At 68.8% G+C, this 10,642-nt stretch carries 15 protein-coding genes; 11 read left to right on the plus strand and 4 right to left on the minus strand.

From position 1 onward, the window contains the following. The first annotated feature begins 73 nt into the window (after positions 1 to 73). The 4 genes from CP981_RS20410 to CP981_RS20425 all read left to right on the plus strand — a co-directional run bounded on the left by CP981_RS20410 (position 74) and on the right by CP981_RS20425 (position 4,026). Positions 74 to 1,240, plus strand: coding sequence for a lipid-transfer protein (locus tag CP981_RS20410; RefSeq protein ID WP_085924653.1), 1,167 nt, complete (start codon positions 74 to 76; stop codon positions 1,238 to 1,240). 165 nt (positions 1,241 to 1,405) lie between these two features. After that, entirely contained in the window at positions 1,406 to 1,942 is a 537-nt protein-coding gene (locus CP981_RS20415) for a SigE family RNA polymerase sigma factor (protein WP_085924654.1), read from the plus strand. Between the two features lie 102 nt (positions 1,943 to 2,044). After that, the gene (locus tag CP981_RS20420; protein ID WP_085924655.1) at positions 2,045 to 3,199 is read left to right on the plus strand and encodes a methyltransferase domain-containing protein; all 1,155 of its coding nucleotides are present in this window, start codon (positions 2,045 to 2,047) and stop codon (positions 3,197 to 3,199) included. Positions 3,200 to 3,387: 188 nt separating this feature from the next. Beyond that, the gene (locus CP981_RS20425) at positions 3,388 to 4,026 is read left to right on the plus strand and encodes a GyrI-like domain-containing protein (RefSeq protein ID WP_085924656.1); all 639 of its coding nucleotides are present in this window, start codon (positions 3,388 to 3,390) and stop codon (positions 4,024 to 4,026) included. Between the two features lie 86 nt (positions 4,027 to 4,112). On the opposite strand, the gene CP981_RS20430 is transcribed toward CP981_RS20425, so the two are convergent. After that, positions 4,113 to 4,937 (minus strand): helix-turn-helix domain-containing protein, encoded by an 825-nt coding sequence (locus CP981_RS20430; protein WP_085924657.1) that lies wholly within the window; start codon positions 4,935 to 4,937, stop codon positions 4,113 to 4,115. A gap of 49 nt (positions 4,938 to 4,986) precedes the next feature. On the opposite strand from CP981_RS20430, the gene CP981_RS20435 reads away from it, so the two are divergent. Further along, positions 4,987 to 5,358, plus strand: coding sequence for a cupin domain-containing protein (locus CP981_RS20435; protein ID WP_085924658.1), 372 nt, complete (start codon positions 4,987 to 4,989; stop codon positions 5,356 to 5,358). Between the two features lies 1 nt (position 5,359). On the opposite strand, the gene CP981_RS20440 is transcribed toward CP981_RS20435, so the two are convergent. Together CP981_RS20440 and CP981_RS20445 are read right to left on the minus strand one after the other, a co-directional pair. Further along, positions 5,360 to 5,569, minus strand: coding sequence for a DUF397 domain-containing protein (locus CP981_RS20440; RefSeq protein ID WP_085924659.1), 210 nt, complete (start codon positions 5,567 to 5,569; stop codon positions 5,360 to 5,362). Then, the gene (locus tag CP981_RS20445; RefSeq protein WP_085924660.1) at positions 5,566 to 6,414 is read right to left on the minus strand and encodes a helix-turn-helix domain-containing protein; all 849 of its coding nucleotides are present in this window, start codon (positions 6,412 to 6,414) and stop codon (positions 5,566 to 5,568) included. The genes CP981_RS20440 and CP981_RS20445 overlap by 4 nt, the downstream gene beginning before the upstream one ends. Positions 6,415 to 6,525: 111 nt before the next feature. Between CP981_RS20445 and CP981_RS20450 the strand changes: the two genes are divergently transcribed. After that, positions 6,526 to 6,939 (plus strand): ATP-binding protein, encoded by a 414-nt coding sequence (locus CP981_RS20450; RefSeq protein WP_085924661.1) that lies wholly within the window; start codon positions 6,526 to 6,528, stop codon positions 6,937 to 6,939. Between the two features lie 316 nt (positions 6,940 to 7,255). Continuing rightward, the gene (locus tag CP981_RS20455) at positions 7,256 to 8,284 is read left to right on the plus strand and encodes a helix-turn-helix domain-containing protein (protein WP_085924662.1); all 1,029 of its coding nucleotides are present in this window, start codon (positions 7,256 to 7,258) and stop codon (positions 8,282 to 8,284) included. Here CP981_RS20455 and CP981_RS20460 read toward each other — a convergent pair. Next, on the minus strand, positions 8,268 to 8,741 hold the full coding sequence (locus CP981_RS20460) for an OsmC family protein (protein ID WP_085924663.1): 474 nt from the start codon (positions 8,739 to 8,741) through the stop codon (positions 8,268 to 8,270). The two genes, CP981_RS20455 and CP981_RS20460, sit on opposite strands and share 17 nt — an antisense overlap. Before the next feature lie 101 nt (positions 8,742 to 8,842). Between CP981_RS20460 and CP981_RS20465 the strand changes: the two genes are divergently transcribed. The 4 genes from CP981_RS20465 (at position 8,843) to CP981_RS20480 (ending at position 10,606) form a co-directional block, all read left to right on the plus strand. Continuing rightward, positions 8,843 to 9,391 carry a YciI family protein gene (locus CP981_RS20465; RefSeq protein ID WP_085924664.1) on the plus strand — a complete coding sequence of 183 codons (549 nt, stop codon included), beginning with the start codon at positions 8,843 to 8,845 and terminating at the stop codon, positions 9,389 to 9,391. Positions 9,392 to 9,410: 19 nt separating this feature from the next. Next, positions 9,411 to 9,791 (plus strand): DUF6191 domain-containing protein, encoded by a 381-nt coding sequence (locus CP981_RS20470; protein ID WP_143658869.1) that lies wholly within the window; start codon positions 9,411 to 9,413, stop codon positions 9,789 to 9,791. 255 nt (positions 9,792 to 10,046) lie between these two features. Then, positions 10,047 to 10,406, plus strand: a complete 360-nt coding sequence (locus CP981_RS20475) for a hypothetical protein (RefSeq protein WP_143658870.1) — start codon at positions 10,047 to 10,049, stop codon at positions 10,404 to 10,406. Between the two features lie 17 nt (positions 10,407 to 10,423). Beyond that, entirely contained in the window at positions 10,424 to 10,606 is a 183-nt protein-coding gene (locus CP981_RS20480) for a hypothetical protein (protein WP_085924667.1), read from the plus strand. The last annotated feature ends 36 nt before the right edge of the window (positions 10,607 to 10,642 follow it).

Consider the following 10,642-nt stretch of genomic DNA (forward strand, 5'->3'; position numbering starts at 1 on the left):
CGAAACGCGTCCCGGACGGCCTCCCCAAAGCTCTCCCCAAAGCTCTCCCCGTAGACCCCCCGGAGGCCACGGCATGAGCGTCCGCCGCCCCGACTCTCTAGGTGGCCGGGCCGCCATCGCCGGTATCGGCGCGACCGAGTTCTCCAAGGACTCCGGCCGCAGTGAGCTGCAACTGGCCGTCGAGGCGGTACGGGCCGCGCTCGACGATGCCGGGCTGACGCCCGCGGACGTCGACGGGCTGGTCACCTTCACCATGGACACCAACCCGGAGATCACCGTCGCCCAGGCGGCCGGTATCGGCGAGCTCTCGTTCTTCTCCCGGGTCCACTACGGGGGCGGCGCGGCCTGCGCCACCGTCCAGCAGGCAGCTCTCGCGGTCGCCACCGGAATCGCCGAAGTCGTCGTCTGCTACCGGGCGTTCAACGAGCGCTCCGGCCGCCGCTTCGGCTCCGGCGTACAGCAGCGGGAGCCGTCCGCCGAGGGCGCGGCGCTCGGCTGGAACCTCCCCTTCGGCCTGCTCACCCCGGCCTCCTGGGTCGCCATGGCCGCCCAGCGCTACCTCCACACCTACGGGCTGACCCCGGACGCCTTCGGCCCGGTCGCCGTCACCGACCGCCGCCACGCCGCCCGCAATCCGGCCGCGTACTTCTACGGCAAGCCCATCACCCTCGCCGACCACGCCGCCGCCCGCTGGATCGTCGAACCCCTGCGGCTGCTGGACTGCTGCCAGGAGACGGACGGCGCCCAGGCGATCGTGGTGACCTCGCCCGAGCGGGCCCGTACGCTGCCGCACCCGCCGGCGCTGATCACGGCCGCGGCACAGGGCGCGGGCCGCGCCCAGGAGCAGATGACCAGCTTCTACCGCGACGGTCTGACCGGCCTCCCCGAGATCACCGTGGTAGCCCGCCAGCTCTGGCGCACCGCCGGCCTCACCCCCGCCGATATCGACGTCGCGATCCTCTACGACCACTTCACCCCGTTCGTGCTGATGCAGCTGGAGGAGTTCGGCTTCTGCGCGCCCGGCGAGGCCTCGGACTTCGTCGCCGCGGACCTGCTCCCCCTGAACACCCACGGCGGCCAGCTCGGCGAGGCCTACCTGCACGGGATGAACGGCATCGCCGAGGCCGTCCGCCAGCTCCGCGGCACCTCCGTCAACCAGGCGGGCACCCCCGCGCATGTGCTGGTCACCGCGGGTACGGGCGTGCCGACCTCGGGGCTGGTCCTCGGCGCGGACCGCTGACGGGGCGGCCGGGAGCCGAATCCGTGGCCGCAGGTCTGACGGGTACGACCTGGCTGTCCCCCTAGAGGAGGTGGGGTGGGGACCACCCGTACAACTTCAGGCGGATAGGGCTTCGGCACCTGGGGGCGATCCGTCCACCCCACCCTCGCTCTTAGCGTGGTGCCCATGACCACGCCAGTGTGCACCAGCGCTTCGACCGCCGCTGTGTTCCCGACGTTCTCGTCCTATGTACGGGCCCGGGGGCCGGTCCTGCTGCGCGCCGCGCGGTCGATGTCTCCCAACCCGAACGACGCCGAGGACCTCCTCCAGACGGCGCTGACCAAGACCTATGTGGCCTGGGACCGGATCGAGGACCACCGCGCCCTGGACGGCTACGTCCGCCGCGCGCTGATCAACACCCGTACCTCCCAGTGGCGCAAGCGCAAGGTCGAGGAATTCGCCGTCGACGAGATCCCGGAGCCGGACCCGCTGCCGGCTCCCGACCCGGCCGAACTCCAGGGACTGCGCGACGCGATGTGGCGCGCCGTGATGCGACTGCCCGCCCGTCAGCGGGCCATGGTCGTCCTCAGGTATTACGAGGACCTCAGCGAGGCCCAGACCGCCGAGGTCATGGAGGTCTCGATCGGCACGGTCAAGAGCGCCGTCTCCCGCGCCCTGGCCAAACTCCGGGATGACCCTGAGCTGGCGATGCTCTCGTCCTGAACCGGCTGCCCCTAGGGGCCCGATCGGGCACACTCGGCGCATGCACCCTCCGCGCCCACCGGCCCCGGAGCCGACTCCGCCGCCGCAGCCCGAGCAGGCTCGTTGACCTCGTATCCGGCCGCCCCTGACGAAGCCCTCGGCGATCTGCTGGACCGGATCGCCGGGCAGCTCGGCTCCCCCGCCCCCGCTCACCTGCGGGCCGCCCTGCGTGCCGTACCCCGCCACCTCTTCCTGCCGTCCACACTCTGGTTGCGCGACGGGAACGGCGGCCACGAGCCCTGTGACCGGGAGAGCGCCCCCGACCAGTGGTGGCGCGCGGCATACAGCGACGCCCCTCTGGTCACCCAGTTCGCGGAGGGGCCCGACGGCGACCGCGTCCCGTCCTCCTCGGCGTCGATGCCCAGTGTGGTCGTACGGATGCTGAAGGCGCTCAACGTGCGGCCGGGGCACTCGGTGTTGGAGATCGGTACCGGCACCGGGTTCAACGCGGCCCTGCTGTCCTTCGTCTGCGGCCCGGAGAACGTGACCTCGCTCGACGTCGACCCCGAGCTGACGCGCCGCGCACAGCGGGCCCTGAAGGCCTGCGGCCGGCAGCCCGAGGTGATCTGCGCGGATGGCGCGGGCGGCTGGCAGCCGAACGCCCCCTACGACCGGATCATCGCCACCTGCTCCGTCCGGACCGTGCCGCTCGCGTGGCTGGAGCAGACCGTGACCGGCGGTCTCCTCGTCATCCCGTGGGACACCCCCTGGTGCAACTTCGGGACTCTCCTCGCCACGAAGCAGGCAGACGGAACCGCCGAGGGGACGCTCGCCCCCTACGGGTCCTTCATGCTCCTGCGCGCCCAGCAGGTCGACGCCGAGCTGCGAGCCGGCGTCCCCTTTGCAGGCCAGGAGCCCGAGTGCTCCACGACGGCGGTGTCCCCCTGGGCCGTTGCCGGGAACGACCTCGACGCACAGATGTACATCGGCCTCCGCGTGCCGGGAGTTTGGCACGTGTGGGACACCGAAGTGGACGAGGCCCATACGCGGCTCTTGCTGGCCGACGGCCGGACGTCCAGCTGGGCCTGCGTGGACTACGACGGACAGCAGACGTCGGCCTTCGCCGTGGCCCAGTACGGCACGAGGAAGTTGTGGGACGAGGTGGTCCGGGCCTACGAGGAGTACGTGGCCGCCGGCCGTCCCGGCGTGCACCGGCACCGGCTGCGGATCACCCCGGACGGCCGGAGCACGCGCCATGAGGTGAGCGTCCCGGCCTGAGGGTCCCGGGCGTGAGCGTCCGGTCCCCACCGCGAGCAGTGCTCACGACGTGTGGGCCGGTCTCGGATCCCGGGTCGGGAGGCACACCCGCGCTGAGCGTGGTCAACCACGACGGCACCATCGAGACTGTCTCCCTGAACAACCTTGCTGATCCGTGATGACAATTACTCACAGGAAGGTTCCTCGGCATGACTGCCAAGTACGACGTCAAACGCCACTTCAAGCAGTGCTACGCGCCCAAGAACACTGACTGGGAAATCGTCGACATCCCCGAGCTCCACTTCCTCGCCATCGACGGGCACGGCGATCCAAACACCAGCGGCGCGTACCGCCACGCGGTCGAGGCGCTCTACGCCGTCGCCTATACCGCCAAGTTCGCGAGCAAAGGAGACCTTGACAAGGACTTCGTCGTGGGCCCACTGGAGGGACTGTGGTGGGCGGATGACATGGATGACTTCCTGGCCAGACGCAAGGACAACTGGCGATGGAGACTTCTCATCAGCGTCCCCGATTGGATCACTGGCGGCATGATCGAAGACGCCAGGGACACCGCCCTGACCAAGAAGAAATTTCCGGCCATTACGGATGTGCGGTCAGAGACGCTGCACGAGGGCACCAGCGCCCAGGTCCTCCACATCGGCTCTTACGACGACGAGACACCGATTCTGACCAGGCTGCACCACGAATACCTCCCCGCCAACAACTTGCGGGAGGCGGGATTGCACCACGAGATCTACCTCAGTGACCCACGCAGGACCGACCCCGCCAAGCTCAGGACGATTCTGCGGCAACCAGTGGAAGCGCGGTCGAGCCGGCCCGGCAGTTGACGAAGACCCGCGACGCCTTCATCGACCAGCTGCGACGGGCAGACGGGCAGACGGTCCGACGGGTTGTCCTGAGGGTGCGGTGCCGTTCATGACGAGCGGCGCCGTGGCGTGGCCGCGTAGCGCGCCGGTGTCGTGCCCACGTGGCGGGTGAAGTGGCGGTGCAGATGGGCCTGGTCGTGGAAGCCGACGGTTGCCGCGACCTCGGCCGGGCGGCGGCCGTCGAGCAGGAGCCCCCGGGCCCGCTCGATGCGCTTGCCGGTGAGGTAGGCGTGCGGCGGCAGCCCGTAGGTCTGCTTGAAGCAGCGGATCAGGTGGGTGGGGTGGGCGTGCAGGGCGGCGGCCGCCTCCTGGAGGGAGAGGCCGGCCGGCAGCCGGGCGTCCAGCAGCTCGCGCAACGCGCTGGCCAGCCGGTTCGCCTCCCTGCCCGGCGTACGCGTCGGTCGCCGCGCGTCCAGGTGCCCGTGCAGCCGTTCCCGGATGAAGGCCAGCCGGGACTCCGCCTCGAACCCGTCGCCCGCGTGCCCCAGGGCCGTGTGCAGCTGGTGGATGCGGTGCCGTAGCAGCTCGTCGCCGAAGACCGGGCCGTCCACCGCCCGGCCGGTCAGTTCCTCCGGGAGCACGGTCGCGTCGAGGTAGAGCACGCGCTTGCGGAAGCCGTTCGCGGTGACCGTTCTGCCGTCGTGGGAGACACCGGGCGGCAGCAGGACAACGGTGCCGCTGCCGGTCGCGTCATGACGGTGGCGGTCCAGGGCGAAGTCGACCGCTCCGTCGTTGAGGATCATCAGGGCCCACGTGTCATGGGTGTGGGACGGATACGCGTGCTCGGTGAAGTGCGCGTGGAAGACCTCGGCGATTCCTGGCACGGACGGGCGCCATGCGCTGATCGTCGTACGGGGCGGGCCGTCTGTCATGCCAGGAACGTACAAGACCCCCGGATACCGGGCACGGCAGTCTCAAGGCATGACCACTCACCCCGTGCCCGTGAATCTCGTCGACAAGTTTGCGCAGTTCAGCGACCTGTGGTCGCAGAAGACGATCGCCCGGCTCAACGACTACGAGGTCAAACTCGCCAAGATGAAGGGCGAGTTCATCTGGCACACCCACGACGACACCGACGAACTGTTCCTGGTCGTCCGCGGCCGGCTCACCCTCCAGCTCCGGGACGGCGATGTGGTGCTCGGCCCCGGCGAACTGTTCGTGGTCCCGCAGGGCGTCGAGCACTGCCCGGTGGCCGACGAGGAGACCGATGTCCTGCTCCTCGAACCGACCGGCACGCCCAACACGGGCGACGCGGGCGGACCGAGGACCAAGGCCCCCGAGCCCCTCGCCTGACTCAGCCCGTAGTGGCGGCGTACGCGACGAAGTCGACCCAGGCGGCGGGCTGGAGGTGCAGCTGCGGCCCGTCGGGGTTCTTGGAGTCGCGGATGTGGATGGTGGAGGGGGTGGGGGCGACCTCAACGCATGCGGGGCCGTCGTTGCTGCTGTAGCTGCTCTTGATCCACACGAGTTGGGGTTCACTTCCGACAGGAGGGTTGCGGGTCATGTCTCTGCCAGCACTTTCTCGACGAAGGCCAGTGACTCACGAGGGGTGAGAGCCTGCGATCGGATGATTCCATACCGCAGCTCAAGGATTCGGAGTTCCTTGGGGTTAGAGATCACGCGGTTGGTCAGCTGCCCCTCCCAGTGGCCCACCGCTGAGCCGTCACCTAGCTTGAGCAGTTGAAGCTCGCCGCTCATTCCGGCATGGTCTTCGCGCTCCGTTGGCATCACTTGGATCTCCACGTGGCGTAACTGGCCCATCTCCAAGACCCGTTCGAGCTGTCGACGCATCACCATTCTGCCCCCGAGGGGGCGCCTGAGCGTCACCTCTTCTTGGACGAACGTGAGCGTGGTGAGCGGCTGACGCTCGAAGATCTTCTGCCGCGCCATGCGGGCCGCGACGTGTCGCTCAATCTCGTCCTGCGAATAGGAGGGCCGCCGCATGTCATAGAGGGCTCGTGAGTACTCCTCTGTCTGCAAGAGGCCGTTGATGTTGTGATTGCCGTACGCGCCGAGCTCGACCGCCTTGGTCTCCAGCTTCTCCAGGTCCCGGACCTTCTTCGGGTACCGGGCCCGTTCCACGTCCTTCTTCATCGCGGCGATCTTGCCGCCCGCGTCCAGCACCTCATCAGCCTTGTCGAGAAGCTCGGGGCGGGGGATACGTGCACCGCGCTCGATCTTGTAGATCAGGTTTTCCCCGTACCCAAGGGCCTTCCCGAGCTCGGCGGGTCGTAGCCCGGCGGCCTCGCGCCACAGCTTGAGCTGCCGCCCGACAGCTTCGACGACGGCCCGCGTCTCGTCTTCCGGATCTGGCTCCCAACCTGCCTCGTCCGTGCCGTCAATACTCATCCACTCCACCTCCTGGACCGTAGGGGACGTCCCTGGACACTTAGGGACAGTGACCGTACGTATCGGCGCAATCACTTCTCAGCGTAAGCACGGACGACCACGCTGAGTGACATGAATCAGGAAATCGTCGAGCGCAAGCTCCACTTCCACGTTCAGCTGTCCGCCACCCGTCGGGGCGCCCGTCTTGCGCGGCTGCTCGGGACCGAGCAACTACGGTCCTGGGGCATGCCGTTCGAGGTTCCGACTCAGGTTCTTGCCGAGCTTGCCGCGAACGCCGCGTCCCACGGCCGGGTGCCGGGGCGGGACTTCCGGGTCGTGATGTTGTCTGACGTGGACACGCTCCGTGTCGAGGTGACCGATGCGCGCGGTGACCGGCTTCCGGCGCCGCAGGCCATGGGGCTACGGGAATCCGGGCACGGCCTGATCCTTGTCGACGCGCTCGCCGACCGCTGGGGCACCTGTCGGGGGCCGTTCCCTTGCAAAACGGTGTGGGCGGAGTTCGATCTGCCGATGTGGGGGCGATGAGGGGAGAGGCGCGGTCGGACGCCCGTCAACCGGAGGCCGGTAAACCGGGCGCCGGTGTGCCGAACGCCGGGGTTTGGGCCCGTAAAAGACCCATAACCCCAGGCAGAGAAACCGATCCCACCCAGCCCAGCCTGCCCTGGTGCACCGCGCCGTCACTCGCTCGGGTGATCCATGACCGGAGGACTGGCTTCCGCAGCCGCCGTGCATGCACCCTCGGCAACAACAACCCCAAAAACCCGCACACATGCGACGGCCCCCGGCCGGGACTGGCATCCCGATCGAGGGCCTGACCGCCGAGGAAGAAGAGCCCTTCCCGATGGCTGAAGAGAAGCCTAATGCGCCTGCGCGCGCTCAGTACGCGATTCGCCGATCACCGTCGCCGCACCCGTCCGGCGTCCAGCAGGTCACCGAGTTCCAGGACCCCGGCTACACGATCGTCGGCAACCACCTCACCCAGCACCGTTCGCTGTCGGGCCTGGCGATCGGGCTCGCCGCGTACATCCAGTCGCTGCCCGAGGGCGCGCCGGTCGACATCCGTACGCTGGCGAAGCGCTTCCCCGAGGGGCGGGGCCGGATCGCCGCCGCCTTACGGGAGTTGGAGGCGCACGGCTACCTGGAGCGGGTCCGGCGGCGTACGGACGACGGGCGGATGGTGACGCTCACGCTCTCGTACAACAACCCGGCAGCCACCCGCGCCCGCCGCGCCCGCGAGTCCGCCGAGGAAGCCAAGCGCCGCACCGCCGTCACCCCGGCCCCGGTCGCCTCGGCCCCGGTCACCCCGGGCCCTGCTGCGCCGCCGCCGGTGGCCCCGGGCTCGGTCGCCCCGACACGCGCCTCCCGCACACCCGCACCCACACCCACACCGGCTCCGGCCCCCGCGTCTCCCCACGGCCGTACCGACCCGCCCCACGCACGACCCGAGCCCCCGCCCCCGCCGCCCGAGCCCTGTACCCGTGCGCAGCACACCCCGGCCGCCGCCCTCCTCGCGAACCTCCGGTACGAGGATCCCCGCCTGCTGCTCTCCGTACGGGACGTCCACCGGCTCACCCCGGCCGTCGCCGCCTGGCTGGAACGCGGGGCCTCCCCGGAGGCCGTACGCAACGCCCTGACCACCGGCCTCCCGGCCACCCTCCGCCACCCGGCAGCCCTGCTCACCCACCGCCTCACGGAACTGCTCCCGCCGCCCCTCCCGGCCGCGTCACCGGCCGCCACCACCCGCGCCCGCCCGGCCCCGCTCCAAACCTGCGACGGCTGCGAGCGCGCCTTCCGTGCCTCCACCCCGGGCCGCTGCCGCGACTGTCGTCACCCAGCGGCAGCCGAGTGCCTCCCTACTGGACCCGGATGAGCGGCTCGTGCCGGATGGGAAAGTTCACCGAGCGGGCGATGAAGCACACCGCGTGCACCTCGCCGTGCAGGGCGCGAGCCGTGTCCACCATCGACGCCTCGGCAACGGTCACCTCGGGGCGGAGCACGACCTCGGTGAGCTGGCCTCCGCCGCCGGTCGCGTCCATGGTCATGACCCCGTGAGCGCGGTCCTCATAGTCGACGACGGTCACTCCGCCCACCGCGCAGAGGTGGAGGTACCAGAGCATGTGGCACTGGGCCACCGAGGCCACGAGCAGTTCCTCGGGATTCCAGCACGACGGGTCGCCGCGAAAGGCAGGGTCGGAGGAGGCCGCGATGGGCGGCTTTCCCGTCGCCAGGACTTCATGGGCACGGCTGAAGGAACGGTAAGTATCCGTACCCGAGCCGAGGTTCCCGGTCCATTCGATCGCTACGTCGTAAGTGTGCGTCTCAGTCATGCGGCCAGGATAGGGAGAGCCGGACCTCACCCGACTTCCGAACTCCGGCTCCAATGCGGCCCGTTGGGCGATTGATGCGCATGGTGATGAAGACTGTGGGCATGGAATTCTTCTGCTATCACCGCGACCGGTCCGATTCCCTGGCGCTGCGTGACGAGCTGCTGGAAGAGCACTGGTCCTATATGGACGGGTACGGGGCGGAAATGATCGCCCGTGGGCCGACCATGGCCGGCGACGGCGAGACGCCCACCGGCAGTGTGCACATCGTCGACCTGCCGGATCCGGCCGCCGCCCGTGCGTTCGCCTTCGACGAGCCCGGCTATCAAGCGGGCGTGTACCGCGATGTGATGCTGCGCCGGTGGCGCAACACACTGGGGCGCACCATGTGGGACTTCCCCGGTGGCGAGACCGACGGCAACCGGTACCTGGTGCTCGGCCTCGGCGCCGGGCCGGCCGCTGACCTCGACGTGCCGCCCGAGCAGGACGAGTTGATCGCGTACGGGCCCCTGCTGTCCGACGACGGCGCCGACTGGCTGGGGACGGCGGCGCTGGTGCGGGCGGCGGACCCCGAGACGGCACGCGCCGTCCTGGCCCAGGACCGGTACACCGACATCGAGGTGCACAACTGGCAGTTCGGCGGGCGGTCGTAAGGGACCGGGGCCATCCTTCATGGATGCCAGCGAGCGGGGGGAGGAACCGTGGAACGCCCATGAGCGTTGGGCGAACATGATGATGCTGGCGAGCCTGATGGCCATTTTGGTGCCTGTCATTGGTGGATTCTTACTGGCCGCGGCGCGGCAGGTGGTGCTCAGATCGGGACATCCGAAATGGCTGCGCCGCCGCCTGACCGGCCGTACCTCAGCTGGTGGAGTGGGCCTGGGTGCCACCATGACCGAGGAATTGCACACGATGTGGAACGGCAACAAGCACATACAGCTGGAACAGCGCCGCGTGGATCTGACCTTGCAGGACAACCAACATGACGGCGCTCCGCCCCGGACGGGCGTCGACCTGGACGCGGGCAGAGCAGTGATCCGTCGGCCTCGCTGAGCCACCCCCACGGGCCGCTCCTGGTCCCCGCTTCACAACCGTCCCGCGTCCGCAGATATTTGGACATTGCGTATCAGTCGACCGAAACGCGAACATCGATTGCCGCGGGTGAGTTTCACAAAATCGTCAAGCTCAAGATCGGCTCAATGGGGTTTCCCCGAGTGCATATCGGCAACTACGTTTGTGAGCGGCAAAGAGAGCGCGGTATCTGACCCATATCCGCGCCGCATAAGAACGTTGAATCGGGGAAATTCAATGAAGAGCCTTGTCTCGGGTGCGATGTCGGCCGTCATGGTGGGAGGCATCGTCCTCGCCAGTGGCGCCGGTGTGGCCCACGCCGAGTCGGACCCGCGGCCCGCGGTTCAGTCGAGCATGGTGAACCCCATCGAAGAAGCCCGTTCGATGTGCACCATGTCCAAGAGCAAGGACGACTGCGCCTACCTCATGCACCACACCAAGATGCAGAAGATGGTGAAGAACTGCCTGATCAAGGGGGCGATCGGCGGAGCCGGTGCGCTGATCGTCGGCCGCTACGTCAGCAAGGACGCGGCCTCGGACATCGCGAAGAAGACCGTGGTCGCCGGAGCCACCGGCTGCCTCGCGTCGCTCTCCTGACGGCTTAGGGAATTCTGATGGCCAAGATCGTATTCACTCTTCTCTGGGCCGGTGTGGTCGTCGCGGTGAACAGTGTGCTCGATGACATCACCTGGGCTCAGTATCTGGCGATATTCGTCCTCGGGGGAATGTACGCCTTTACTGTCAACAAGGTTCCGGGGATCCGGGGCGAGAGCGCCCAAGAAGGTCCGGAAGCGTAGCGTTCTTGGCGTCACGCGTCAGCGGGCCGAAAGGGA

This window comes from Streptomyces platensis (genome assembly GCF_008704855.1).
GTDB classification, from domain to species: Bacteria; Actinomycetota; Actinomycetes; order Streptomycetales; family Streptomycetaceae; genus Streptomyces; species Streptomyces platensis.

Bases quoted from the DNA above. Each gene is read 5' to 3' on its own strand.
- CP981_RS20410 (WP_085924653.1), top strand. From the start codon at position 74: ATGAGCGTCCGCCGCCCCGACTCTCTAGGTGGCCGGGCCGCCATCGCC.
- CP981_RS20415 (WP_085924654.1), top strand. From the start codon at position 1,406: ATGACCACGCCAGTGTGCACCAGCGCTTCGACCGCCGCTGTGTTCCCG.
- CP981_RS20425 (WP_085924656.1), top strand. From the start codon at position 3,388: ATGACTGCCAAGTACGACGTCAAACGCCACTTCAAGCAGTGCTACGCG.
- CP981_RS20430 (WP_085924657.1), bottom strand. From the start codon at position 4,937: ATGACAGACGGCCCGCCCCGTACGACGATCAGCGCATGGCGCCCGTCC.
- CP981_RS20435 (WP_085924658.1), top strand. From the start codon at position 4,987: ATGACCACTCACCCCGTGCCCGTGAATCTCGTCGACAAGTTTGCGCAG.
- CP981_RS20440 (WP_085924659.1), bottom strand. From the start codon at position 5,569: ATGACCCGCAACCCTCCTGTCGGAAGTGAACCCCAACTCGTGTGGATC.
- CP981_RS20445 (WP_085924660.1), bottom strand. From the start codon at position 6,414: ATGAGTATTGACGGCACGGACGAGGCAGGTTGGGAGCCAGATCCGGAA.
- CP981_RS20450 (WP_085924661.1), top strand. From the start codon at position 6,526: ATGAATCAGGAAATCGTCGAGCGCAAGCTCCACTTCCACGTTCAGCTG.
- CP981_RS20455 (WP_085924662.1), top strand. From the start codon at position 7,256: ATGGCTGAAGAGAAGCCTAATGCGCCTGCGCGCGCTCAGTACGCGATT.
- CP981_RS20460 (WP_085924663.1), bottom strand. From the start codon at position 8,741: ATGACTGAGACGCACACTTACGACGTAGCGATCGAATGGACCGGGAAC.
- CP981_RS20465 (WP_085924664.1), top strand. From the start codon at position 8,843: ATGGAATTCTTCTGCTATCACCGCGACCGGTCCGATTCCCTGGCGCTG.
- CP981_RS20470 (WP_143658869.1), top strand. From the start codon at position 9,411: ATGGATGCCAGCGAGCGGGGGGAGGAACCGTGGAACGCCCATGAGCGT.
- CP981_RS20475 (WP_143658870.1), top strand. From the start codon at position 10,047: ATGAAGAGCCTTGTCTCGGGTGCGATGTCGGCCGTCATGGTGGGAGGC.
- CP981_RS20480 (WP_085924667.1), top strand. From the start codon at position 10,424: ATGGCCAAGATCGTATTCACTCTTCTCTGGGCCGGTGTGGTCGTCGCG.